The sequence below is a fragment of the Neptuniibacter sp. PT8_73 genome (genome assembly GCF_047778045.1).
In the GTDB taxonomy this organism is placed as follows: domain Bacteria; phylum Pseudomonadota; class Gammaproteobacteria; order Pseudomonadales; family Balneatricaceae; genus Neptuniibacter.
In genome coordinates, this window is sequence record NZ_CP180545.1 from 167,590 (window position 1) to 193,199 (window position 25,610).

Annotated in this window: 22 protein-coding genes and 2 tRNA genes; 9 read left to right on the plus strand and 15 right to left on the minus strand. The window is 45.6% G+C overall.

Features of this window, described 5'->3' with window-relative positions:
• Positions 1 to 5: 5 nt before the first annotated feature.
• The 6 genes from ACMXYN_RS00730 to ACMXYN_RS00755 all read left to right on the plus strand — a co-directional run bounded on the left by ACMXYN_RS00730 (position 6) and on the right by ACMXYN_RS00755 (position 7,977).
• Positions 6 to 929: a DUF58 domain-containing protein gene (locus tag ACMXYN_RS00730; RefSeq protein WP_415893051.1), complete on the plus strand. Its 924-nt coding sequence runs from the start codon at positions 6 to 8 to the stop codon at positions 927 to 929.
• Positions 929 to 1,414 (plus strand): DUF4381 domain-containing protein, encoded by a 486-nt coding sequence (locus tag ACMXYN_RS00735; RefSeq protein WP_415893052.1) that lies wholly within the window; start codon positions 929 to 931, stop codon positions 1,412 to 1,414. The genes ACMXYN_RS00730 and ACMXYN_RS00735 overlap by 1 nt, the downstream gene beginning before the upstream one ends.
• The gene (locus ACMXYN_RS00740) at positions 1,407 to 2,390 is read left to right on the plus strand and encodes a vWA domain-containing protein (protein WP_415893053.1); all 984 of its coding nucleotides are present in this window, start codon (positions 1,407 to 1,409) and stop codon (positions 2,388 to 2,390) included. The genes ACMXYN_RS00735 and ACMXYN_RS00740 overlap by 8 nt, the downstream gene beginning before the upstream one ends.
• On the plus strand, positions 2,390 to 4,183 hold the full coding sequence (locus ACMXYN_RS00745; protein WP_415893054.1) for a VWA domain-containing protein: 1,794 nt from the start codon (positions 2,390 to 2,392) through the stop codon (positions 4,181 to 4,183). Before ACMXYN_RS00740 ends, ACMXYN_RS00745 begins: the two co-directional genes overlap by 1 nt.
• A complete protein-coding gene (locus ACMXYN_RS00750) occupies positions 4,177 to 5,901 on the plus strand; it encodes a BatD family protein (RefSeq protein ID WP_415893055.1) in 1,725 nt (574 codons plus the stop codon). The genes ACMXYN_RS00745 and ACMXYN_RS00750 overlap by 7 nt, the downstream gene beginning before the upstream one ends.
• Before the next feature lie 291 nt (positions 5,902 to 6,192).
• Complete coding sequence (locus tag ACMXYN_RS00755; RefSeq protein WP_415893056.1) at positions 6,193 to 7,977, plus strand: methyl-accepting chemotaxis protein; 1,785 nt, start codon at positions 6,193 to 6,195, stop codon at positions 7,975 to 7,977.
• A 72-nt stretch (positions 7,978 to 8,049) separates the two neighbouring features.
• Here the strand turns inward: ACMXYN_RS00755 and ACMXYN_RS00760 are convergent, their stop codons facing one another.
• The 9 genes from ACMXYN_RS00760 to yghU form a co-directional block, all read right to left on the minus strand.
• Positions 8,050 to 8,553: a DsbE family thiol:disulfide interchange protein gene (locus ACMXYN_RS00760; RefSeq protein ID WP_415893057.1), complete on the minus strand. Its 504-nt coding sequence runs from the start codon at positions 8,551 to 8,553 to the stop codon at positions 8,050 to 8,052.
• A 4-nt stretch (positions 8,554 to 8,557) separates the two neighbouring features.
• A complete protein-coding gene (locus ACMXYN_RS00765; RefSeq protein ID WP_415893058.1) occupies positions 8,558 to 9,310 on the minus strand; it encodes a formate/nitrite transporter family protein in 753 nt (250 codons plus the stop codon).
• A 43-nt stretch (positions 9,311 to 9,353) separates the two neighbouring features.
• The gene (locus ACMXYN_RS00770) at positions 9,354 to 9,974 is read right to left on the minus strand and encodes a hypothetical protein (RefSeq protein ID WP_415893059.1); all 621 of its coding nucleotides are present in this window, start codon (positions 9,972 to 9,974) and stop codon (positions 9,354 to 9,356) included.
• Positions 9,937 to 10,599 (minus strand): SCO family protein, encoded by a 663-nt coding sequence (locus ACMXYN_RS00775; RefSeq protein WP_415893060.1) that lies wholly within the window; start codon positions 10,597 to 10,599, stop codon positions 9,937 to 9,939. Before ACMXYN_RS00775 ends, ACMXYN_RS00770 begins: the two co-directional genes overlap by 38 nt.
• The gene (locus ACMXYN_RS00780; RefSeq protein WP_415893061.1) at positions 10,577 to 12,055 is read right to left on the minus strand and encodes a cbb3-type cytochrome c oxidase subunit I; all 1,479 of its coding nucleotides are present in this window, start codon (positions 12,053 to 12,055) and stop codon (positions 10,577 to 10,579) included. Before ACMXYN_RS00780 ends, ACMXYN_RS00775 begins: the two co-directional genes overlap by 23 nt.
• A gap of 10 nt (positions 12,056 to 12,065) precedes the next feature.
• The gene (locus tag ACMXYN_RS00785) at positions 12,066 to 12,584 is read right to left on the minus strand and encodes a hypothetical protein (RefSeq protein ID WP_415893062.1); all 519 of its coding nucleotides are present in this window, start codon (positions 12,582 to 12,584) and stop codon (positions 12,066 to 12,068) included.
• A gap of 13 nt (positions 12,585 to 12,597) precedes the next feature.
• Positions 12,598 to 12,888, minus strand: coding sequence for a c-type cytochrome (locus ACMXYN_RS00790; RefSeq protein ID WP_415893063.1), 291 nt, complete (start codon positions 12,886 to 12,888; stop codon positions 12,598 to 12,600).
• A 351-nt stretch (positions 12,889 to 13,239) separates the two neighbouring features.
• On the minus strand, positions 13,240 to 13,908 hold the full coding sequence (locus ACMXYN_RS00795) for a glutathione S-transferase family protein (RefSeq protein WP_415893064.1): 669 nt from the start codon (positions 13,906 to 13,908) through the stop codon (positions 13,240 to 13,242).
• A 54-nt stretch (positions 13,909 to 13,962) separates the two neighbouring features.
• Entirely contained in the window at positions 13,963 to 14,820 is an 858-nt protein-coding gene (gene yghU, locus ACMXYN_RS00800; RefSeq protein WP_415893065.1) for a glutathione-dependent disulfide-bond oxidoreductase, read from the minus strand.
• 126 nt (positions 14,821 to 14,946) lie between these two features.
• Here yghU and ACMXYN_RS00805 point away from each other — a divergent pair, with 126 nt between their 5' ends.
• Complete coding sequence (locus ACMXYN_RS00805) at positions 14,947 to 15,528, plus strand: TetR/AcrR family transcriptional regulator (protein WP_415893066.1); 582 nt, start codon at positions 14,947 to 14,949, stop codon at positions 15,526 to 15,528.
• A gap of 87 nt (positions 15,529 to 15,615) precedes the next feature.
• Here ACMXYN_RS00805 and ACMXYN_RS00810 read toward each other — a convergent pair whose 3' ends face one another.
• Positions 15,616 to 18,579 (minus strand): transporter substrate-binding domain-containing protein, encoded by a 2,964-nt coding sequence (locus ACMXYN_RS00810; RefSeq protein ID WP_415893067.1) that lies wholly within the window; start codon positions 18,577 to 18,579, stop codon positions 15,616 to 15,618.
• A 283-nt stretch (positions 18,580 to 18,862) separates the two neighbouring features.
• Between ACMXYN_RS00810 and ACMXYN_RS00815 the strand changes: the two genes are divergently transcribed.
• Complete coding sequence (locus ACMXYN_RS00815; protein ID WP_415893068.1) at positions 18,863 to 21,865, plus strand: EAL domain-containing protein; 3,003 nt, start codon at positions 18,863 to 18,865, stop codon at positions 21,863 to 21,865.
• A gap of 86 nt (positions 21,866 to 21,951) precedes the next feature.
• Here ACMXYN_RS00815 and ACMXYN_RS00820 read toward each other — a convergent pair whose 3' ends face one another.
• Entirely contained in the window at positions 21,952 to 22,314 is a 363-nt protein-coding gene (locus ACMXYN_RS00820; protein ID WP_415893069.1) for a group I truncated hemoglobin, read from the minus strand.
• A 188-nt stretch (positions 22,315 to 22,502) separates the two neighbouring features.
• Between ACMXYN_RS00820 and ACMXYN_RS00825 the strand changes: the two genes are divergently transcribed.
• Positions 22,503 to 23,450 carry a carbon-nitrogen hydrolase family protein gene (locus tag ACMXYN_RS00825; protein WP_415893070.1) on the plus strand — a complete coding sequence of 316 codons (948 nt, stop codon included), beginning with the start codon at positions 22,503 to 22,505 and terminating at the stop codon, positions 23,448 to 23,450.
• Between the two features lie 538 nt (positions 23,451 to 23,988).
• On the opposite strand, the gene ACMXYN_RS00830 is transcribed toward ACMXYN_RS00825, so the two are convergent.
• From ACMXYN_RS00830 to mutY, 4 genes are all read right to left on the minus strand, one after another.
• Positions 23,989 to 24,064: transfer RNA gene (locus ACMXYN_RS00830), tRNA-Phe, on the minus strand.
• 65 nt (positions 24,065 to 24,129) lie between these two features.
• Positions 24,130 to 24,205, minus strand: a tRNA-Phe gene (locus tag ACMXYN_RS00835).
• A gap of 63 nt (positions 24,206 to 24,268) precedes the next feature.
• Positions 24,269 to 24,541: an oxidative damage protection protein gene (locus ACMXYN_RS00840; protein ID WP_415893071.1), complete on the minus strand. Its 273-nt coding sequence runs from the start codon at positions 24,539 to 24,541 to the stop codon at positions 24,269 to 24,271.
• A gap of 17 nt (positions 24,542 to 24,558) precedes the next feature.
• Positions 24,559 to 25,608: an A/G-specific adenine glycosylase gene (gene mutY, locus ACMXYN_RS00845; protein WP_415893072.1), complete on the minus strand. Its 1,050-nt coding sequence runs from the start codon at positions 25,606 to 25,608 to the stop codon at positions 24,559 to 24,561.
• Positions 25,609 to 25,610 lie beyond the last annotated feature (2 nt).

Sequence of the window (25,610 nt, forward strand, 5' to 3'; positions counted from 1 at the left end):
AATCTATGTTCTTAGGGGAAGCAAGCCCAAGGCCTGTACCATCCGCACGACACCTAATAAGTGTGGATGAGCTTATTAGCTTACGATTTTGGCCGCCTGCGCGACAGAATAGCCGTGAGCGCATGGCGATTCGTGAAGGTCATCATCTGAGTCATATCCGAGGCCGTGGTATGGAATACGATGATGTGCGTGAATATCAACCGGGTGATGATATTCGTCATTTGGATTGGCGCTTGATGGCACGTACTGGTGAAGCGCATACCAAGCTTTATCGAGAAGAACGCGAACGTCCAGTTTTCCTGCTATGTGATCTTCGCCACAGTATGCAGTTTGCCACCCGTGGACACTTTAAATCGGTGTTGGCTGCTTATGCCAGTGCAATGGCCCTCTGGACCACATTGGCGAATGGCGACCGTGTTGGTGGCATGTTGCTAAGCGAGCAACAAGAGCAGCTATTTAAACCGAGTAATAGTCGTCAGCAGTTGATGCAGATGATTACCGCATTATCTCAAGGCGTTGAACCTAATGAGCAAAGTTCTGAGCGTTCGTTGGCACAGTCTCTAGCGCGCTTAGAGTCGATCTTAAGCAGTGGCAGTATTCTCTATATTTTCAGCGACTTTCATGATGTTGATGAAGAAACCGAACTGCATCTGATGCGTCTGGCACAACGTTGCGAATTGAAACTGGTGCTGATCTCCGATCCGTTGGAACAGCGACTGCCAAGCAGCGGAAAATCGTATCGTTTTAGCGGCTTAGGGCGCGAATTGCTGGTCTCTGCCAATCAGGCACAACAGCTTAAATATCGTGGCCAGTTTCAGCAGCGGTTACAGTTATTACAAAATCTGCACAACCTACGTGGCGTTGAGTTTGCCCATTGGCAAACGGATCAACATCCGTTATTTCAGTTTAATTCTCAGGAGGTGAGCTAGTGGACTTTTCCCAGCTTCCTCTGCGTCCCATGCAACAGCCAGAGATGATTGGCTGGTGGCCTTTGGCACCGGGCTGGTGGTTGTTAATTTTGCTCAGTATTGCGTTATTTATTGCAGTGGTTTGGTTTGGCTATCTCTACCTGAAGAAAATGCGGAACAACCCAAATCGTTGGGCGCTACAAGAGCTTAACGCCATTCAAGCAAACTACCAGCAACATCAAAATAAACGGCTTTTGGCAGAAGAGTGTAATGCACTGTTAAAACGCCTGGCGCTGACCCTGTATTCTCGCCAAGAAGTCGCTGCGTTAAATGGAACCGCTTGGACCGATTTTTTAGCTAAACAAAGCCGTTCGGATACTTTAACGGTGTTAGCAGTAGCGCCTTATCAAGCATCACCTGAGTATGATGCCGAAGCGCTGTTGAGTGCCTGTAAAGCATGGCTAGTTAATGCTAAAGGTAATGCTCGAGGGCCCGCCTATGTTTGAGTTTGCTTGGTGGTGGCTCTGGTTACTTTTACCTCTGCCTTGGTTGGTTAGGCGATTTTCTAAGCCTTCAGCGGATCAGGGTGGGGCTTCACTGCATGTGCCATTTCTTGATCAGATGGAACAAGCGGTTGGGCCGCAACAAGGTGTATCAACCCCGCAATCCTCTCCATGGCGATTAGTGCTGCTTTACCTTATTTGGGGGCTATTGATAGCTGCTGTGGCTAAACCCCAGTGGTTAGGCGAGCCGATTCCACAGCAATTGCAAGGCCGTGATCTGATGATGGCGGTGGATCTGTCAGAAAGTATGTTGGAGCAGGACTTTGAGGTGAATGGCCGTTGGGTGAGCCGTTTGGCTGCAACCCGATTAGTCGCCGGTGATTTTATCAAGCGCCGCGAAGGGGATCGTGTTGGCCTGATTCTTTTTGCAGAACAGGCTTATCAACAGGCGCCTCTGACCCATGACCGCGACACGGTTAAAACTTTGTTAGACGAAGCTCAAGTGGGTTTGGCGGGTAAAGCGACAGCAATTGGTGATGCTATCGGCTTGGCGGTGAAACGCTTCAAACAGATGGAAAGTGAACAACGCATTCTGATTCTGCTCACTGATGGTCGTAATACTGCGGGGGTACTAAAACCCTTGCAGGCGGTGGAGTTAGCAAAATCAGAGGGGCTTAAGATTTACACTATCGGAGTTGGCGGCGGTAGCCAAGGTGGAGTATTAGGTTCTTTCTTTGCGCAAGGTTCTGATCTGGATGAGAAGACACTCACGGCGATTGCTGAGCAAACCGGAGGGCGGTTCTTCCGTGCGTATGATCTGGATGAACTCGCAGAGATCTATGCTGAGCTAGATGAATTAGAGCCGGTTGAACAAGATTCCGAATTCTTCCGCCCTATTGATCCGCTATTCCACTGGCCGCTCTATGGCGCTTTTGTGTTGGCATTGATCCTAGCGATCAGCTTAAGGGGGGTTAACTGATGTTTTCTGATCTTCAGCTACAACAGCCGCTTTGGTTGCTGGTTATTCCTGCGGCGTTTCTGCTTATTTTGTGGCTGCAAAAGAGCAGTGCTGATGCCCAAGATTGGTCTGAGGTTTGCGATCCAGAGCTCCTGCCGTTGTTAAAACAGCAGGGAGCGCAAAAGTTAAAACGCAATTGGTTGCCATGGAGTTTATTTGCTGCGGTAATCCTGCTCGCAGTCGCGGCTACGCAACCGGTGTGGCAGAAACAACCGCAACCGGTATTTAAGCAAAGTGATGCCTTAGTGCTTGCCTTGGATCTGTCAGCGTCGATGAATGCAACCGATCTAAAACCGAGCCGCCTGCAACGGGCCAATTTTAAGATTAAAGATCTACTTAAAAAGCTCCCAGATACAGAAATTGCACTGATTGTTTATGCCGGTGATGCCTTTGCGGTAACACCGCTCACTGAGGATAGCGATACTATATTGGCTGCCTTACCAGCGATGACCCCTGATATTATGCCGGTGCAAGGCAGTCGAGCTGACCGCGCCTTAGTGTTAGCCGATCAGATGTTAGTGCAAGCCAACATTCAAGGCGGAAATATCCTATTGGTGAGCGATGAAGTCTCACCAGCTCAAGTCGCTGCCGATGCCAGCCGTATTCGCAATCAAGGCCGTAATATCTCTATTCTGGCCGTTGGTACGGCCGAAGGTGGACCTGTGCCTACCGAATATGGATTCTTACGAGATCAACAGGGCAATGAAGTTATTGCGACCATGAATATCGGGTTGATGACAGAAGCTGCTGGTCTCGGTGGTGGTCAGGCGCAGTTAATTCGTGTGGACGATCTGGATATCGATTATCTGATCGCTGGCCTCAAATCTGGCGAGAATGCCGCCGTAAATGTAGATAAAGATATAGAACGTTGGGTCGCAGAAGGGCCTTGGTTTATCTTGCTGGCATTGCCTTTTTTACTGCCTTTATTCCGCCGTGGTTTATTTAATCTGACCTTACCTATTGTCGTAATTGCCTCTGCTGGCGTTTCCCAGCCAGCGCATGCTGATTGGTGGCAAGGGCTGTGGAAAACTCAAAATCAGCAAGCAGCTGAAATTTATCAACAGGGTGATAAAAGCGCTGCGGCGGAGTTGTTCACAGATCCTCGTTGGAAACAGCTCTCTCACTATGAAAACGGAGATTATCAACAGGCGTTGGATAGTCTACCTGAGCCAGAAACTGTGAATGATTTCTATAACCATGCTAATTCACTGGCCAAGCTCGGGCAGTTGGAGAAAGCACTAGAAGCCTACGATAAAGCGTTAGCTGAAAGGCCTGATTTTGACGATGCTCTGCATAACCGTAAGCTGGTTGAAGACTTGCTAAAGCAGCAAGAGCAACAGCAACAAGGCGGCGATCAGAACAAAGAAGACAAATCTGATCAGCAGAAAAAAGACGAGAAGCAGTCAGGCCAAGATTCTCAAAATGATCAGAGTAACTCTTCTGAGCAATCATCCGATCAGCAGCAAGAACAGCAACAACAGATGGATCAATCATCTTCATCCAAGCAAAAAGATCAGCAACAGATGGCTGAAGAGCTCAAGCAGCAGTTGGATGAAAAGCTAAAAGATGCTGAGCAGCAAGAACAGAAAGGTGAGAACCCAGAGCAAGAGCAGCCTCTGGATGAAACTGAGCAATCTAATCAGCAGATGTTAAACCGAATTCAAGATGATCCAGCCGGTCTGTGGCGACGCAAATTTATCTATCAATATCGTCAGCGTTCCGAGCAGCCAGCAGCGGAGGATAAACTATGGTAAATGGAATTAAATTATTTACCGCGGCAACACTTATACTTTTTAGCCAGTTAGTGATGGCTGCGATCAGCAGCGAGATTGATCGCAATCGTATTGAGCAGGGCGAATCTTTCCGCCTGATTCTCAAGATCACAGCGAATGAGGCTAACCAAGTTGACCTAGAGCCCCTGCACAAGGACTTCCAGATTTTAGGGCGGAGTCATCAGTCCAGTACAACTTTCCAAAACGGTTCGCTAAAAAGCACGACTAAACTGGTTTTAACGCTATTTCCAAAGCGAGCAGGCCAGTTAACTATTCCTGCCTTGGAACTTGAGGGAGAGAAGAGCAAAGAACATAGCATTGAAGTTGTTGAAGTTAAGCAGCCTTCAGCTGTTGATGGTGGCGTAGAGTTCCTTTCTACCCTATCTGATAAAACCCCTATCGTTCAGCAGCCTATTATCTATCAATCTAGCTTGGTTCTGGGTCGGAAAATTTATGATGCTGGCATCCAAGAACCCCAAGTGACCGAGGGTAAGGCTTTAATTGAAGCTTTGGGTGAACAGCGTCAGTACGAGCAAGAATTGAATGGCCGTCGTATGCTTGTGATAGAGCAGGCATGGCTGATTACTCCGCAACAAAGTGGCACCCTAAAGATCCAAGGGGCGCGATTGAGCGGCCAAGTTCCAGATGGTCGACCAGATCCTTTTAGAGGTTTTAATACGAGGGCTGTACGTAGAATTTTTGTGCCTGCAGAAGATTATGAAGTTGAGGTTCAGCCGATTCCTGCAGAGTTTACCGGCGAGCATTGGTTATCAGCGAAAGAGATCAATTTGGGTAGTGATTTTGACCGAGCTATCGACAGTTGGAAACAAGGAGAACCGGTCACACGAACTTTGACCTTAGAGGCCACAGGCGTGAAAAAAGAGCAGTTACCTGAATTGGTATTGCCGGAAGTGCCTGGCCTAAAGCAATACGCAACCAAACCGCAAATCGAGCAGTACTATGTCGATGGCGAACTTACCCTAAGTCTTAAACTTGAAGTCACTGTGATTCCTGAACGCGGTGGCAAAGTCACGTTACCTGAAATACAGCTTCCTTGGTGGAATACTGAGGCTAAGCAACAGGAAGCTGCGAGCATCCCTGCTATCAATATTGATGTTGCAGTGGATGCAACAGCCTTGGCTCCTAACCCTCCGCCGCAGATACAACAGCCGTTATCCACAACACCCCAAACACAAGAACCTCAGATCGTGGAAAATAGCCCTGTGGATAATATAAATAGCCAACAGGTTGTTGTGAACGAGAGTAAAATTTCACCTTGGCAAACGCTGGTTGTGGGTATCTTAATTGGGGTTATCTTATCCACAGCGGCATTTTTGCTATGGAGAAGACATCAGCCGCAGCAGAAAGTGATAAAGGAAGAAGCTAAAGCGGTTGAGTCGGTGCCAAGTTTTAAAAAGCTCAAAGCGGCTTGCTTAGCAAACAACGCACAAGAAGCACGCGCAGAATTGATCATTTGGGCGCGCCACCAATATGCAGGTTGTTATCACCTGAATGACTTATCCAATAGCGTCAGCCCAGAGTTCAAACGCGAGATCGAATTCCTCAATCGTAGCTGCTTTGCCAGTGATAATTGTTCATGGGATGGTAAAGGGTTGTTAAATCAGGTTGAGGCTGCGAACAACAGTGAAAATAGGACCATGGCAGGCAAAGCTGGGTTAGAGCCACTGTATATGAGCTAAATCAGCTCGTTGTTCTACTTTGTTACCAAAAGCGGGCTTTTGCCCGCCCTCCTTAATTGATTGCAACTTATTGATTTTCAACTGGTACTGAACATTTTCCGTGCTGTACCAAGCGTCTCATTGATATGACCGAAAAATGGCTTGGCTCTTCCTTAGTATTCTGTATTTCCTGTGCTATACCTAAAGGGTATTTCTAAAGGAACTTACCCAACAAATGGATTTTGTAGCCTCTTGAATTACCAATTTATCCGTTGGATGTGACTTATTTGAGTGAATGAGTCCTTCACGGCTATGGAGTTGCGAAATCTTGCAAGGATGAATCAAGAGGTTTTAGTCGCCATGCTAAATCAAATGTCGGTTTCCAAAAAAATATCCCTGCTCGTTTTATCGCTGCTTTCCCTTTTGTTAATGACCTCTGGTCTAGCGATCGTATCTATGGATCAGATCGGCAAAGAGCTTGAGAGTATTGCCCATAAAGATATCCCTTTGATCGAGAAGATGACCAAGATTACCGAATATCAGCTTGAGCAAACCATTCATTTTGAACGTGCTGTTCATTTCGGAACGGTCGGGCTACTGAAGAGTGAAAGTGGTCAAAGTACGAGTAGCTATCAGGACAGCTTTTCTAGGGAACAAGACAAGTTTATTGAATTTGGCATCAAAGTAGACAAACACATCGGGTCTACCAAAAAGCAGCTGTCGGAGATTTTAGAACTGTCTAAAACCAAGAGCGGAGGGCTTATTTCGAAAGTTTACGCCAGTGAACTCGATGAGTTCTCAATGCTTGCGGAACAGCTAAAAGCGATTGAAAAAGAACATCAAGAGTTCCAGCAATATGGTTTGGCGGCTATGACCGCGATTAAAAATCGAGAGTTTGGTCGTTCAGAGGCACTGGCTGTTCAAGTTGAAGAAGCCGCGGATCAATTGACCAAGCATCTGGAAGAGCTGTTGGCGGAGATTGAAAGATTCACCCTTGAAGCCTCAGAGACAGCTTTGGCCCATGAGAAGTCTGCTTTAACCAACATAGTGGTGACGCTGATCGCGGCTTTAGCCATCGGTATCTCGTTGAGTATCCTGATCACGCGCAATATCACCAGTCGACTTAAATTATCCGTGGAAGGCATGAAGCATATAGCGGAAGGGGATTTAACCCATGATGTTAAGACCACAGGTGTCGATGAGATCTCGCAAATGCTGGAGTCTCAGGAGATGACCCGCCAAGAACTGCAGAAATCGATTGGTCAAATCGTCGAAATCAGTAGCCAGCTTTCAGCAACCTCGGAGGAGGTCGCCACAGCAATGTCGGAAAGTAGCTGTCATGTGCAAAATCAACAAACGCAGACCGATACCTTATCTGCTTCTATGCAGCAGATGAGCGCCACATCTAATGAGATGGCGCAAAACATTAACGAGGTAAATGATTCTGTTAACAGGGCCGATGGTGAGCTACAGGAGAGTAACCATATCTTGATCGACACGGTAGAGAGTATTACTGAGTTATCGAATCAGCTGCAAAACTCAGCCGATACGGTGAAAGATTTAGATAGCAGCACCGTAGAGATCAGTACCGTACTGCAGGTGATTTCGGATATCGCAGAACAAACCAATCTATTGGCGCTAAATGCGGCTATTGAAGCGGCTCGGGCAGGGGATCAAGGCCGGGGGTTCGCGGTTGTGGCTGACGAAGTAAGGCAACTGGCTTCTCGCACGCAAAACTCTACCTCTGAAATCTCTGAGATTATTAAACGGCTGCAAGATGGATCAACCCGTGTGGTTAGTTCTATGCGGCAGACTCAGACTCAAGCGATGTCGCTGGTTGAAGGGGCTGAAAGATCCTCGGATTCCCTATCGAAAGTGGTCGATCAATTAAGCCATATCAACAATATGATGAGCCAAATAGCGACTGCTGCAGAAGAGCAAAGTCTTGTAAGTGAAGATTCCACCCGCACTGTGACCGATATTAATGATCTTGGTCATCAGAATGCTGCCAGTGTTGAAGAGACCTCTCAGGCTAGTTTAGATCTAGCCAGAATGGCGGAAGGGTTGAATCAAACGGTGAGCGCATTCCGGGTTTAAAGGAATAGAGATAAATAGAGACAGAGAGTCACTAGCCTTTAGGTACTCTCTGCTCATTTACTTGGCTTCTCGCTACTGCAGTTGCTTGAATCTTTCTGCAACAATAGGCCAGTTTTCTTCGTTAAGAATTCCTATATGTTTATAACGTATGCGACCTGCACTATCTATCAGATAAGTTTCTGGCGCACCTTTGATCCCTAGCGCTTCACCGAGTTTACCTTCGGAATCGATTAAACTGCGTGCGTATGGATTGCCCTTCTTATTCAACCACTCCAAAGCGTTGTTAGCGGAGTCCATATATGAGATACCGATAATTCTGACGCCAGATTCTTGTAGCTTAAGTAAAAAATCATGTTCTCGGGCGCAAGCGACACACCAACTGCCCCAAATGTTGAGCATGTAGTTACCTTCGATCAGGTCAAATTGAATCGCTTCGCCGGTAATTAGATCTGTTAGTTCGATAGCTGGCACGGCTTTATCCTGTTCAACTTGGTTATTGTTTTCGGATTCAGTACTCGCAAGCACGCTGACCACCGTTACGATCAGAACAGCAGTTAGCCATTTAAAGAGATTCATAAGCTTACCTTTGACTTGGCTCTGGATTAGGTTGATCAATGGGTTTGCTAGGCGTAATCGGATTGCTCTGATACCAATAACCGAGAGCTACAAAGAGGGCGCCACCTACAGCGTTACCTAGGGTTACCCAGAAGAGATTGTTGGCTGCACCAGCGAATGAAATACCTTCCACGGCTGGAGATAGCAGAGCCAAGGCAAAGACTGTCATATTGGCGATACTGTGTTCGTAACCCGATGCGATAAAGGCGAATAAACACCAGAAGATAACAATGCATTTTGCTGCTTCACTGTTTAGACGTGCAGAGACCCAGATAGCCAGGCAGACCAACCAGTTACACAATACAGCGCGGAAAAACAGCGCAACCAGATCTGTATTCATCTTCTTGTAAGCGATGGTATGTAGAGTGGTATCGGCGCTTTTAATCAGCCCGCCGTCTGCGAGTTTGTAGATCAAACCTAGAACTAACGCGCCTAAAAGATTGCCAAACCAGATCCAAATGCACATTTTGATCATCCCGCAGACAGGTAGCTGCCGCTCTAGACAGGCAATCGTGCCGTACATGGTATAGCCAGTGAAAAGCTCTGACCCGGCAAACACCACAAGGGTAAGTGCGATCCCAAATGATGCCCCCATTACTAGCTTTCTAAATTCTTCAGGTAGGTCCTGTCCAAGGGTCATAATCAGAATGATACCCAAACCAACATAAGCTCCGGCAAGCATAGCGCCTACAAGCAGGTTGCTTGGCCGTGTTGTCATCAGTTCCCATCGCTGTTTAGCTTGATTGCTGAACTTCGTTATTTCACTTACATACATGAAGGTAGCCTTTAACATCAGGGGGTGATGGCAGATCTGTATTGTCTTGGGCTTGGTTATTGCCAAATAGCACTTTGGCGACCCATAAAACGCCGATCACGATCGATAGCGTCAGTAGGATATGCCCCACTAACTGCTGCTCACCCAATAGATAGTTATTACACAAGCGATCAGGTGATACTTTGAATAGGTAGCCAAATCGTCCAAGCATTGCCCATAGTTCCAGTAGAAAAACGCCTTTTACGAGTGGATGAATACAACGACGTGTTAGTGACCATGTGCAGCCAAGGAGTAACATCGAAGCTACCTTTGCAAAGGCATAAATGTTCGACTCCAGAGCCGCATCTAAAGCGCTAGGCAACATCCAGAACAGCCCTACTACGGTAATAACGACAACACCAGTGATCCCTTGCCAGTTGTATTGATTCGCAGAGGTTTGCCTCTTTTTCGGCAGCATCTCACCCGCAAACCAACCAAAAATAACCAATACTGGCAATTGAAACAGTAGATGCAGAACCATCTGCTCTTCGAGTAGTTCGCTCAGTGGGCCGACCGTAAGCAAAAGTAGATTAATAAGCAGTAATAGCCACTTCATTGCCTGCAGCATGGGTGCCTCCTACCGAATGGGTCAGGTTCTGACGAATACTCGTAAGTAACTCAGTGCCATGGTTGTAATCGACAATTTTCATCAGTTGGCCCTCTGGAGATATAAGGTGGAGAGCAGAGTTATGGATATAACCCCCCTCGCCATCATTAATAGCAATGACGCCAAATGTCTCTTTTAGGTGCTTCAACTGCGCTTGGTCTTCAACGCGTGCTGCTTTCCAAGACGCAGTATCTGCTTTAAAGCGATTAAGATATTCAGCCAGCTGCTCAGGCCCATCATTTTCAGGGTCGAAACTGATGGTGAGCAATTGCAGCTGGCTATCACTGATAAGATCCGCAGCTTGGCGTTGCAAGCGAGCAAACTCCACACCTAGTCCTAGGCAGACAGTTTCACAACGGGTGTAAACAAAGTCAGCAATGATGTACTGGCCTTGAAATGCTTCCCAAGATACAAGCTCTCCCGCTTGGTTCTGGAAAGTCACCTGTGGTGACGGTATAGGGTTGCGCTCTACCTCTACTCGACGTTTGGTTTCAGCTGTGTAAGCTTCAAAACCAAGCGTCTGGTAGTAGAAAACGCCGCCAGCAAGCGCTAATACAATTGCGCTACTTATCAGTGATTTGAACATCTTGAATCTTCGCCTTTGGTAAACGTGCTAGGTTTTGTAGGGTAAAGATCAGGAACCCGATCAGAACCATACTGCCTGCAATCGCACCCAGCTGAGATAGGTATTGCCACTCCGGCAAGTGAACCGCCCAACGTCTAGGCACACTATCTGCACCGCTTGCTAGGAAGGTCAGGATTAAGCCCATAGCGCCAACAAAGTAGGTAGCAAACGCGAGCTTGCCGATAGCACCTGCTTTAGATGGTTGGCTATTAGCAGCTAGGTAGCTGCAGAAACCAATGATCATCGGCAGTAAGCCAAGCACTAAGTAGAAGTGGAAGTGCCCAGGCACCCACATAGTGTTATGCATCACTTTGTTCACTGTTACAGTGGCGTCGATGATTGCCGGAATAACCCCGCCAGCCCAACCGAACATGGAAAGCAGTAGCATAGAGCTACATAGATCCCACTTGATGCCAGAACGATAAACAATCATGAGTGCGCCGTACGCTGTTACTGCGAGCACTGGAATACCACTGCAGTAAGACAAGATCTGACCGATTACTAGTAGCCAAGGTGGCATCACAAAGTCCATCAATAAGTGGTGTGGATACACCGCCATCACCATCAGTGATGCTGCAGCCCAAGCGTAGTAGAACGGTTTCGAAACCTTCCACGGACGACCTGTATATTTCGGTAGCAGTTCATAAACAGCAGTGACTGCGGAGTAGATCGTTGCGTTAATGAATACATGGCCGAAGAAGTAGATCAGGTTTTTGATCAGCAGCGGGTCAAGTTCGTAGTCTGGTTGGTACAAATTGAATAAGCACAGCACCAGAACAACGGCACCTGCAGCAATACCAATAAAGTTAACGATCAGGACCATGGTCGCAGCAACGACGGTTGTCGGGTGATCTGGATCGACAGGCTTCATGCCAAATACAACCGGTAAACCTAGTGCATTACCTAGATTTCCGTACTTCTTAATCAGCTTGATACCAATATCCAAGTAAAGAATCAGGAAGCCGGTACCAATCAACAAAAGTCCGAGCATAAATACGGCAGCAGATTCTACCGACCAAACGCCCATCGATTTTGCTGGAAGTGGATAGAGGAAGGTCCACGCGCCCGCAAACTTACCGACAAAAATTGAGCCCAAGATCAGCACAACACCAATGAGGAAAATAACGAAATTAACCCACAAAACTTTGCTGCTTAAGTTGATGTATTTACGCAGGAAGTACCACAGTACAGCCGTTCCTCCTAAGCCAGCTGTGCCTACCATGCCAGCACCGTGTACTGTCATGATCTGGTAGAAAAGGTCAGCGCCAATTTCGATGAACGTACCTTGCGCTGCTCGCATCGTTACGCCGGCTAGCATCATCAAACTGAAGACCAGCATGCTTGTTATTAAGTAGGCTTTGATGCCCAGTGAAGCAAGCTTATTCTCTTGTTCACTGTAGTTAATTTGTTCAGTCATCTACGCCTCCTTATTTGACAGTTAGTTGTGCTGTCATGGCATGGTGAGCCAGACCACAGTATTCAAGGCACAGCACCTTGTAGGTGCCAGGCTTGTCGAAGGTATACACCAGTCGGTTGGTGTATTTCGGCATCGCTTGGGTTTGGGTAAGAAGCGTGCCACTCTCGTCATAGATACCAAATCCATGGGTGGAATCTGCTGACGTCACGCGAAACTCAATGGTTTCACCAACGTCATACTCTGTATCGTCAATGGTCCAATACCACTGCTGGCCAATCACATTTACTGGGCTTGCGCCGTCAGTTGCTGAAAACTGTGGAGGCAGTGGGTATGGCAGTAGCGTCGTCGCTGTGACACCAACGCCAAACACCACAAGAAATAGAAACCACTTGGCTCTAATGGAGTACCAATTACGCTGAACTTCAGCGTAATCGCACTCTTCAGTAGATCGGGAAATGACATAACCAAACACTGGGGCGAGTACCGCCAGGCAGAGTAAGGTTAAGATCCATACACTTTGCGCTAACATAAATTACTCGCTATTAGTTGCCTTTAACCATGAAATCAACAACCCGCTTAATCTGCTCATCGCTGCAGTCAAAGCAGGCCCCTTTAGGTGGCATAGCTTTTCTTCCTTTCAGAGCGCTGGTGTACAGTCCTTCAAGACCACGCTCGGCCACACGGGCAGTCCATGCGCCGCGATCAGTCATTTTTGGTGCACCGGCTACGCCATTGTCATGACATGCCATGCACTTTTGTTGGTAGGTAGCTTGGCTATCGGCATACACGGCTTCCCCCAGAAGCAGCGGTAATACCAATAGCAGTAGTTTCATTTTTAGTTTCATTGTTCTTACTCTCACCTGTAATCGAAACCTTCCTAAGTCTTTATGCTTTCCCTAGAGCATCAATGATGCTGTGTAACGAACATTAAGATGTATAAAAAATACATTTTAGTATTCGAAAAAAACGCCGATCTCTTTTGAGCACGGCGTTAAACCTATAACAATATAAATGTATTCTTAATACATTATTAAAAACTCAGCATCTATGTCAAGTATTTTGGCAAGGTTTGGCTGAGCTCTTTGCTGGTGAAAAGGGGGAAGGGGTAAGCGAAATGGCGTGAATTCTGCGAGTTTAGGCTCCTTGGCTCATGTATAAATTGAGCCAAGGAGAATTAATCGGACTTAGTAATTCTGTGGGAATAAAGCGCGTTTCGCTTCTTCGTCCATTTCTGATTTAAATTGGATATCACCGCTGATGCTTCTGGCTTTAGCGACTGCTGGGCGGGCATCTACCGTTTTGAACCAGCGTGATAGGTTAGGGAACTTATCTAGCTCGTTCTCGCCTAAAACTGGCAGCACACGGTCAATCCAGCCCCAAGCGGCAATATCCGCAATGGTGTATGTCTCACCCGCGATATAAGTGTTGTTAGCCAATTGATCATCCAACACTTGATAGTGGCGTTTAGCTTCATGGCGATATCGATTGATCGCGTAAGGTAGGTTCTCAGGTGCAGCGCGCTGGAAATGCACCGCCTGACCCGAATAAGGCCCAAGGCCTGATGCGATAAACATCAACCACGAGAGTAACTTCGCCTTATCTTCTGCATCCCCCAGAAAGAGATTATGTTTTTCTGCAAGGTAGAGAAGGATTGCGGTGGAATCAAAGACCTTTGTGCCTTCATCATCGATGGCAGGTACTTTTTTATTCGGATTGATTGCCGCGTATTCCGGACTGTGTTGTTCCCCTTTTAAAGTATCCACAGGGACCAATTCATACTCTAGTCCCGCTTCTTCAAGAAAAAGAGCGACCTTCATTGGATTAGGGGTTGGGTGAAAATAAAATTTAAGCATTAGCGTTTATAACCTGTTGAGTTAACGTAAATTGAGATGGCTTGTAGTAATTATTCAGAGCTTTAGTTTCAGAACTTGATCTATATCCGAAGCTTGATGTCTATCGCGTAGTTGCTCCCAGGCTTCGCCCCAAGTGCGATTGACGATACGGCCGCGCTGTACCGCTGGTCTTTGCGCGATCTGCTCGGCCCAGCGTTGCAGGTTGGAATAGCTATCGACATCTAGAAAGGTGGCGGCACTGTATTGGTTTCCGCGGACGAGCTCGCCGTACCAAGGCCAAATAGCAATATCTGCGATGGAGTAGTTTTCGCCTGCGATAAAGGTATTGTTCGCCAGTTGTTTATCCAGCAGGTCTAACTGACGTTTTACCTCCATAGTAAAGCGGTCTATGGGGTACTCGAATTTTTCAGGGGCATACGCGTAAAAGTGTCCAAACCCGCCCCCTAGATAGGGCGCAGAACCCTGTAGCCAAAACAGCCAATTAAGTTGTTCTGTCTGTTCGCTAGGGTTTTCTGAGAGGAAGTGACCAAATTTCTTGGCGAGATAAAGTAAGATGGCGCCTGACTCAAATACGCGAGTTGGCGTAGATTCTGAGTTATCAACAAGGGCTGGAATCTTAGAGTTGGGATTGATATCCACAAAGCCGGATGAAAACTGATCGCCTTCCCCTATCTGAATCATGTGGGCATCGTATTCTGCCTGTTCAACGCCTACTGCTAGTAGCTCTTCAAGCATAATGGTGACTTTCTGGCCGTTAGGCGTGCCCATCGAATACAGTTGTAATGGATGTTTACCTTTCGGCAGCTCAGCTTGATGAGTCGCACCTGATACTGGACGATTGATACTTGCCCACGTGCCACCGTTTTCCTCTTCATGTTTCCACACTTTAGGTGGGATGTATTGTGCGTTCATAAGACTTCTATCCTTATCCGCGGATCTAAAATTAAATTGAACGTCCGTTCATGTTTTTATCCTAACTGGACTTGAACGGGTGTTCAAGCTAAAATTTGAACAAATGTTCAATCTGAAGTTTCAATCATGGCTAACACTCTGAAACATGACCGCTCTGAGGTTCTGGATAAGGCAACGAATCTTTTCTGGGAAAAAGGTTTTCACGCTACGTCTATGCGCAATTTGCAGGACCATATTGATATGCGTCCGGGCAGTATCTACGCCACGTTTGGCAGTAAAGAAGGGTTGTTTAAAGAGAGCCTTAATCACTATGCAAAAACTAGCTTGGCGCGATTAACGGAGAGCACTAAGACGTCTGAATCTCCTCTTGCAGCACTCAAAGCATTTATCAAAACCGTGGTTTTGAATTGCAGAGAAGACACCCCTAGCGAGATGTGCATGTTGGTCAAAGCGATTGCTGAACTGACAGAGGAAAACGGAGAATTGTTAGATGAGGCGAAGGGGCTTCTGAAGGCTGTAGAACAGGCCCTAACGCAACTGATAGAGCAAGCTCAAGCGGCAGGTGAAGTCGATTCCTCAAAAGACGCTGCCCGTCTTGCCCGCTATATCCAAATGCAGCTTATAGGTCTGCGCGTATATGCACGCGTTTCACCTGATGAAGATGAATTGGTCGCAATGATCGATGATTCCATTGCTTCGATGGTGTGAGAACTTTTTTATTGGTCTTGAAGTACACTCAGAGCTTACAGGTGCTACAAGAGAAGAGGGCATAGCTGAATATGCCCTTTAGAATGCTCAGCTAGTTTCAACCTTGCTGCCGTTAATTACTCGGTTACGCCCCATTTCTTTGGCCTCGTACAGTGCAGCATCAGCTATTTGAATTAACTCCCTTGGAGAGTGATCAATGGTTGCTTCAGCCAAGCCGAAGCTCGCTGTCACTTGATCGACCTCTTCAAACATTTCTGCTGCAATCGCTGTGCGTAACTTCTCCGCTAAACGATAAGCCATCTGCCCGTTTGTTTCAGGTAAAAGAATCATAAATTCTTCACCGCCCCAACGACCTATTTTGTCTGTTTTACGGGTGTTCTCTCGTAGTATTTGTGCAAACTTTTTCAGCACAGCATCACCACAGAGATGGCCGTATTGGTCATTAATCTTTTTAAATAGGTCGACATCCAATAGCAATATAGACAGCGGGTGTTTGAAGCGTTGGAGACGATATAGCTCCTCTTCCAGTAACAACTCAATGTGCAAACGGTTGTTTAGCCCAGTAAGCGCATCGGTTGTCGACAGGATGGATAGCTCAGTGTTTTTGCTATTGAGCTTTTCATTAAGCTGATTCAATTGCAGTTCGGCTGCTTCCCGTAGGCTTATCTCTGATTTCAGCTGTTTATTCAGTCGAGATAGTTTCCAATTCCACAGAGTGATTATTGTGATAATAAACAACGCGGCAAAGACGAGTTTCCAGATCAACTCATAATTAGCATCGTGTTCAAATTTAACCGATACCCAGCGTTGGAATACTTTGGAGTGCTCCTCTTCGGTTATATATTCTGTAGCCTTATTGAACATGGAAAGAAGTTCAGGGCTATCGTTACGTATGGCTACTGCCAGTTTCCAGTCCTCATCTAAACGTCCGCCGATTTTTAAATTCAGGAAGCGATGTTTTCGAATAGCATGACCAACGGGAGCTATCGCCCCGATTAAACCGAAAATACGTCCTTCCTCAACGATGCGAAGACCGTCAGCAACACTATCTACTTCTATGACATTTATCTTTGGGTAGTCCTGTTGCAGCTTTTTAAGTAAGCCGTATCCCTTAGGTACGCCTATAGTTTTCTCTTTGAGAGATTTGAGACCGTCCACGAATAGAGAGTCTTCCTGAATCGCAATAACTAAGGGTAAACGCAGGTAGGGCTTGGTGAAGTTTAATTGTCGTTTAGCTTCAGGTGTTTCGAAGGCTGCTGACATGATGTCACAGCGTCTATTCTGAGCGTATTCTAGGGACTGCTGGCTGCTTTCTGTTGGTAGCATTGTCATACCGATACCAATTCGGTCAGCCATTAGATTTAGATAGTCTGCAACCATACCTTCATGACGTCCTCCTGGTCCGATCTGTTCTAAAGGCATCCAGTCTGGGTTGGCACAAAAAGTTATACCTGGCTGCTTCTCTAAATAAGCTTTTTCAGCGGAGGTTAGGCTAAGGCCACTGCCGGGTCTCGCGACATAGTTCTCGTTACCCATCCAGCGCTGAGAAATCGCTGCAACTTCATCTCGGGTTAGGGATTCAATCGCACGATCCATAATCCTTTGTAGGATAGGCCAATCGGAACGCACACCTATGCGTAGGTTTGCTAGGTCAGGTTTACCGACATCGACCTCACCTGAAACGGTAAGATCGTTCATCAAGTTTTTAGCAATGAGGTGGTTAAATACAGCGGCTTCCCCCAGTGCTGCATCGGCCTTACCTATAGAGATCGCTTTAAGGCTATCAAGGGCATCTGTGACTAGATGTTGTTTGATTTGTGGATATTCATTGGTCAGGATCTCTTCGTAGAAAAAACCTCTTGGTATAGCCACTGTTTTACCGAATAGGCTTTCAATAGATTCGAATTTAGCGGATTTTTTACTGACAATAACATTCGGATTGACTGCATAAGGACGGGTGAAACGGATGTATTTACGACGCTCTGCTGTATTGACGATATTGAGCATCATGTCTAATTCGCGTTCTTGGGTCATCGCCAAGAAATCATTCCAGTTTGGACCACTGACATACTTGATCCTAAAACCGGTCTTCTTGGCGATTAGGTTCATTACATCGATAGAAAAACCTTTGGGTTTGCCTTGTTCGTTGTAATTGAAGGGGGGCCAGGCCATTTCATTATGTACCCTTAGGACAGGGTTAGCCGCGAGGAATTCTTGTTCCTCTTTATCGAGATGGAGAGTTTGTGTTCTTTGTAGCCCACCTTCTAGCCAGCGGCGGCTTAGTCTATCTCTCTCTTCTTTGGTAACCGACTCAATCGCTTTCTGCATAATAGAGCGGAAGATCGGCCAATCATCTCGTACTCCTATGCGTAACAGGTTGGCAAAACGAGGATCATCAATACCCCCGACGACCTTGAGATTACTCATGAGGTGTTTTCGGATTAGGTGGTTTTGGACTGCAATCCCACCCATGGTGGCATCGGCACGACCAAAAGCCACAGCCTTTAAGCTATCTACCTGATCTTTAAGGAGTAATAACTGAATGCCGGGGAAGTGCTTTTCGATGATTTCTTGATAGAAAAAACCTTTGGGGATGGCAAGTACGCGGCCATTTAGATCTCTCAGATCTCGTACTGTACGATTATCGTCTCGGACAACAATCCCTGATGGGTTATTTACATAAGGATCGGTAAAGAGAATGTATTTGCTGCGATCGTCTGTCTTGATGATGTTAAGCATCACATCAAGCTCTTTATGATCCAGCATATTTAGGAATTCACCCCAAGTTGGGCCGGTTACGTACTCAATTTCGATGCCGAGCTTTTCTGCCAAAAGGTTCATGAATTCAACAGAATAGCCTTTAGGGCGGCCGAATTCGTGATAGTTAAAAGGGCCCCAACTCACCTCATTATGGACGCGAATTTTCTGATGGTTGAGTAACCAAGTTCTCTCTTCTTGCGTTAGCGGTATCTCATTTGCTTGGGCTACAAAACTAGACGCCAATAAAATGAATGAAATGAGAAAAGTGAATAATGATGTCAGCCGTAACACGAAGAGGGTCCCTGAAATTTATATTTTTTTATAGTGGGACTGTATCTATATCATTAAATGAAAGGGTTGGAAATTGCGCACTTCCTTAAGTAATCAGGGAGAAAGCATTTAATTGTCCTTCGACAACAGCTGTGATCATCAAATAGAAGCAGGGGATTACTAGATCAAAATTATTTGATTAAATTACTCGAAAATTACGCGTTTTATCCTAAAAATCATAGGCTTTTACATTATTAGTGGCTATACATATAGTTGATCTGTAAAAGGAATTTAACAGCATACTATGAGCCGAAAAGCTTCAAAACGACTTTATTGGTTGGTTGCCATCTTCTTGACGGTGGTTGCTTTGGTTATTGTCGGGACCATTCAAAGCTCAATTACTTCTCATACTAAAAAACATCTTGCTCGCGTAGCGCAAGAGATGAACACAAATGTAAACCGCCTTATCGACTCGAAAAAGAAAAGCACATTAGCATTGACGCTCGCACTGGCTGATAACAGCATTATTAAATCGGTTTTACTTGACAGTGCGAGTGAAGACTCATTGGTTGCTTCTAGTCAACGCTTATCTGCTGAGCTTAGAAAACATACAAAATATAAAAATGTGTGGATACAGGTGATTGATGCGGATGGGATTAGTCGTAGTCGCAGTTGGGTAGATAGATATGGAGATCCAATCTACAAGGTTCGTAAAGATATTAGGCAAATACTCCAGCACCCTCATGTGATTGAAACGATTAGTGTTGGGAAATTTACGATCAGTTTTAAATCGATAGTTCCTGTATTTTCTGAAAGGGAATTTATTGGTGTTGTAGAAGTAATCACTCACTTTAACTCCATTATTAAGGAATTAGAGCAGAGAGGAATACAGTCAGTAGTACTTGCTGATAAACGCTATAAAAGTCAGCTTACAAAAGCTATCAGCAAAACTTTCATAGATGATTTCTACGTTGCCAATTTTGAAATCGTTCAAGAAGATGTTGCTCTGATCAAAAAGCTTAGTGTGGAAAAGCTTATCGGGCTTTCAGAGCCGTTAGTTACTAAGCATCACCTTATAAGTGTTGCACCTATCTTAGGCCTTAGTGAAGAACCTAATGGATACTACATCCAAATTGCTCCTCTCCGGAAGATTAAGGTTCCAGAGACTGATGCTCTCATCAAAAAAGTTATTGTTACAGCGATACTTATTATTAGCTTTAGTGTCTTCCTTGTATTGGTGTTCTATCGTAATAAGCGAAAAATTGAGCAACAACAACGCTTTGTGCAGAGTGTGACTGATTCAGCCACTGATCTTATCTTTATTTGTCAGAACAATATTATTAGTCGGGCAAATAAAGCATTTAACAACAGCTTTCCAGAATTATTGGGTCAGCCGATAGATAGTTTTGCTAAACACATCAAGAACCCTGCAGGGGAGAGTGAAAGGCTAAATGGGCAATCCTTCCTGAAGATGGTTCTTAATCAGGAAAAAGACCTAGAGCTTTGGATAGGAGAACAGACCCGTTTCTTCTCCCTGAATACCCAGACAATCTCAGGCAATAGCGAACAATATGTTTTGCGTTTGGTGGATATTACTGAGCGTAAAGAGTTCGAGCAAAAGTTACAGTTATCTGCGAACGTTTTTACTCACGCTCGCGAAGGCATCATGATAACAGAGCGTGATGGAACGATTATCGATGTTAACGATGCCTTATTGCAGATTACAGGCTATGCCAGAAATGACGTGATTGGTGAAAAACCTAGCATATTCAATTCTGGTCATCATGGCCGAGAGTTCTACCACACCTTGTGGAAAGATATTACAGAGAAGGGTTATTGGTCTGGGGAACTCTGGAACAAACGAAAAAACGGTGAAATCTATGCGCAGATGCTGACAATCAGCGCGGTAGATGATGAAGCAGACGGGCATTTTGTGGCTCTTCTATCAGATATCACAACTATAAAAGAACAACAGAAAAAACTTGAGCTGATTGCTAATTTTGACCCATTAACAGGCTTGCCAAATCGCCGATATATTATCGAGTTATTACATGAAAAGATGATTGATGCGGTTGATCAAAAGAGCCCACTGGCTGTCTTTTATCTGGATCTAGATGGATTCAAAGTGATCAATGATACTCATGGTCATGAATACGGAGATAAGCTCTTAGTTACATTGGCGAACCGGATGTCGGAGGCTATGGAACAGCATGACATAGTAGGTCGTGTCGGTGGAGATGAATTTATAGGGGCCTTTTTTGAACAGGCAGAAAATTCGTTTGCTGATAAGTTTGTACACCTGCTTGAAGACCTATCCAAACCCGTATTTATTGACGATTATTCTCTCCAAGTCTCCGCCAGTATAGGTATTACTTTCTATCCGCAAGAGCGTGATACTGATGCAGATAAACTGGTTCGAGAAGCGGATCAGGCTATGTATCAGGCGAAACTGTCCGGGAAAAATCGTTACCACTTTTTTGATGCTGAAAAGGATCAGTATCTCCGCGGGCAACATCAGGCTGTAGAAGAGATTCGTCGAGCGTTGGAAGAAGATGAATTTGTTTTGTACTACCAGCCAAAAGTTAATATGGCAACGGGTGAGGTCGTTGGTGCTGAAGGATTAATTCGCTGGCATCATCCTGATGATGGGATCATCATGCCTGGTGCTTTTATCCCGACTATCAGTACGCATCCATTGTCTGTTGATATCGATGACTGGGTTATATTAACTGCACTGCAACAGATAGAGGAATGGGCGAAAGTCGGTTTGGATATTCCTGTTAGTATCAATATCAGTCCACTACAACTGCAAGATGCTGAGTTCAGTAAACGTTTACAAAAACTCCTTTCAGAGGTTTCCCCTTCAGTGGTCTCCAAACTAAGTTTGGAGGTCGTTGAGTCTCATGCATTGGAAAGTATGTCTACAGCATTAAAAGCTATCGAAGAATGTAAAACCATGGGCATTAGCTTCTCACTTGATGATTTTGGAACAGGCTATTCATCAATGAGTTATTTAAAACGGTTACCAGTAGAAGAAGTTAAGGTGGATCGCTGTTTTGTGAGTGGCATGCTGAATAACAGTGAAGATTTAGCAATACTGTCAGCGACTATAGGTTTAGCAAAAGCTTTTGATAAGAGAATTTTAGTTGAAGGTGTCGAGTCTGAGGAACAGGGGACCTGTTTGTTGGATCTTGGCTATCGTGAGGCTCAAGGGTACTTCATTAGTAAACCTGTTCCTGCAGATGAGTTTCGTAGGTGGTTAGACGGCTGGAAGGCTCCTATAAATTGGACGGTTTATTCAGACTAATATTCAAAATAGCTTATGTGTTGGCTAGCTCTTATATAGGTAAGTGATTTTAAGCCCCTCTTACACAGCAAGGAGGGACTCAAAAATTAAACGTGCATTATTTCACCTTTAAGTGAGTAAGCAATCATGAGAACTTCCATCTTCTCCTGATCACCAACATCATTGCTTTCCAGAGCATTCATAATGTCATCAACTACAGCTAGGTATTCGGTGGCACTAATATTCATACCTCGATGAGCATCTAGCATGTTCTTGCCAGTATATTCTTGAGGGCCTCCGGTACCTGAGCAGATGAATTCAGTGACAACTTTGATGACACCGTCACGATCACTGTCTTTGTATCGTGCGCTTACAGCAGTGTTCTGTGTGTGGTTATCGAAGATGGAGGTAGCGATCGCTTTTATTTTTTCTTCTCCTCCTAAGCGTTGATACAAGCTTATTTCACTCATGTCATATTCCTCCTTTTTTATAGTATTATTGAGCGTAGTAAAGGTGGGGATGGGGTCAACTATTTATTGGAGCTATCTATCCTGCTATCAGGGTTCCTCTCGCAGGTTTACCGTTCTCCTTAAGCTTGTGCGGATAAATGATTCAGTTGGGCTACGCTTATTCTAGTCACCTTGTGTGGAGAATAGATATGAGTATTAAAGTAGCGATTTCTCAAAAGCCGCCTGTTTTATTGGATCTCGAAGCATCAATGGCAAGGGCTTTGGAAACGATAGAGGAAGCGGCGAATAGTGGTGCGAATATTGTTGTTTTCCCTGAAGCCTACTTACCTGGATATCCAACTTGGATATGGCGACTGAGCCCGGGCAAAGACATGGCCTTGGGTAACACTATTCATGCGAAACTCAGAGAAAACTCGGTTGATATTCAAGCTGGTGATTTAGATCCCCTTTGTGAGGCTGCGCGCCAGCATAAAATGGTCGTTGTGATTGGCATGAATGAAAGAGATTCAACGTATAGTGGCACCACACTTTATAACACGCTAGTTGTAATAGGGACCGATGGACAAATACTCAATCATCATCGAAAAATGATGCCAACAAATCCTGAAAGAATGGTTTGGGGTATGGGAGATGCTTCTGGGCTTAAGGTTGTCGAGACGCCATACGGCAGGTTGGGCGCTTTAATTTGTTGGGAAAACTATATGCCACTCGCGCGTTACGCTCTATTTTCTCAGGATATCGATATTTATATCGCACCTACTTGGGATAGTGGCGAGGTTTGGATCTCCTCCATGCATCATATTGCTCGAGAAGGTGGATGCTGGGTTCTAAGTACAGCGACGGCTATGACCGGATCCGATATTCCAGATGATTTTCCTGATCGAGATTCCCTCTTTGATCAAGATGAATGGATAAACCCTGGCGATGCCGTGATTATCAAACCTTTCGGTGGTGTCCATGCGGGTCCATTGCATCAAGAAAAAGAGATTTTGTTCGCAGAAATTGATTTAGAAGATGCGCGTCGTTCACGTAAAGCACTGGATGTATCAGGCCACTATAACCGTCCTGATATATTCAACCTTGAAGTAGATAGAGGCAGCAAACCACCTATTAAATTCATCGACGATTGTGAATAACAGATGAAAGACCTGCACACTCTCAAAGGTAATGTGCTTTTATGACTAGCTGTCTCTCAGACGGATCAATGCCGATGGCATTAACACATCGGAGCGCAGCGACGATAGCCCGATGGGTGAGCGAAGCGAATAATCGAATAGGTTCGATGACGCCCAAATGAAGTTAATCTTGGGAAGTCTAAAAAACGAGTAAGGAAATATAATCTAAGAAGTGGTGCCCAGACGCGGAGCAATGCCGAAGGCATTAACACATTGGAGCGCAGCGACGATAGCCCGAAGGGGAGCGAAGCGAATAATCGAACAGGTTTGATGACGCCCAAACGAAATTAACCTTGGGAAGTCTAAAAAACGAGTAAGGAAATATAATCTAAGAAGTGGTGCCCAGACGCGGAGCAATGCCGAAGGCATTAACACATTGGAGCGCAGCGACGATAGCCCGAAGGGGAGCGAAGCGAATAATCGAACAGGTTCGATGACGCCCAAATGAAGTTAATCTTGGGAAGTCTAAAAAACGAGTAAGGAAATATAATCTAAGAAGTGGTGCCCAGACGCGGAATCGAACCACGGACACGGGGATTTTCAATCCCCTGCTCTACCGACTGAGCTATCTGGGCATATCTGAGTTCTTCCAGAGACAAAAAAAGCCTGTAATCTGAATTAACAAGCCTCTTTAAGGAAGTGGTGCCCAGACGCGGAATCGAACCACGGACACGGGGATTTTCAATCCCCTGCTCTACCGACTGAGCTATCTGGGCAACTCAAGTGGCGCGTATTAAACCGTCTTCACGGAAAACTGTCAACCACTTGTTACAAAAAAACTATTTTGAAGGGGGAACGTAGCCTTCAGCCTTCTCGTAGTCTTCTCCATCCATGAATTTTTGCATCTCTGTTTGCAGGAATTCACGGGTGGATGGGTCCATCATGCTCAGGTGTTTTTCGTTGATGATCATTGTTTGATGATCAGTCCACTCTTTCCAAGCCTTTTTGGATATTGTTTCGTAAATTTCCTGGCCTTTAGCGCCTGGATAAGGAGGACGATCCAATCCTTCAAGTTCCTCTTTATATTTACGGCATAGGACGGTGCGACTCATGTTTTGCTCCAATCAATTTACGCGTTGGTTAGTTGTTGCAAGAGTTTCTTAACCGGTGCTGCTAAACCAACATTTTCTGGTTGCTCTATGTTATACCAGAGCAGAGGCTTCCCTTCCATGACACAGTCTGTAGGGGTATTCACTCGCGCCTTCACTGGGGTGATATCCAGATGGAAATGACTAAAGGTGTGACGCAGAGGCTCCATGAGCTGAATGCTTTCTTCATCTAGCTCTAAACCAGTTTCGTTGTAGGTGTCACGCAGGTCTGCAACTTGAGGAAGACTCCACAATCCTCCCCATAAACCGCTCGGTGGGCGCTGGTAGAGTAAAACCTCAGATAGATTATCCTGCTGCAAGATCAGCATGTAGGTTTGTTTAACCGGAATCGTCTTTTTCGGCTTAGGTGCTGGGAGTTGATCGGTTTTACCTAATTCGAATGCTTGGCAGCCTTGCTGCAGAGGGCAAAGTAAGCAGGATGGTTTGCTACGAGTACAGAGGGTGGCACCCAGATCCATCATTGCTTGCGTGTATTCGCCGGTGCGTTCTTTAGGCGTATTCTGTTCGGCATATTGCCACAATAGCTTCTGATTTGAGGTAGTACCCGGCCATCCCTCTAAAGCGTAAAAACGAGCTAAAACCCGTTTTACATTGCCATCTAGAATCGGAGCCCACTTACCTGTGCTGATTGATAGCACTGCGCCAGCTGTAGAGCGACCAATGCCGGGTAGCTCTTCCAAGCCTTCAACCGTTTCAGGGAATTTACCTTGATGTTCGTGACTGACTATCTGCGCGGTTTTGTGCAGATTACGGGCACGGGCGTAATAGCCCAAACCTGTCCATAGATGAAGCACTTCATCCTGCTCTGCAGCAGCTAGCTCTTCTACAGCCGGGAAACGTTCGATAAAGCGTTGGTAATAAGGAATAACGGTGGTTACCTGAGTCTGCTGCAGCATGATCTCAGAGATCCAAGTGTTATAAGCGGTCTTTTTTTCTTGCCAAGGTAGGTCGTGACGACCGTGCTGGTCAAACCATTCCAGCACGGCGTTAGCGAATAGATCAGGTGTCATTA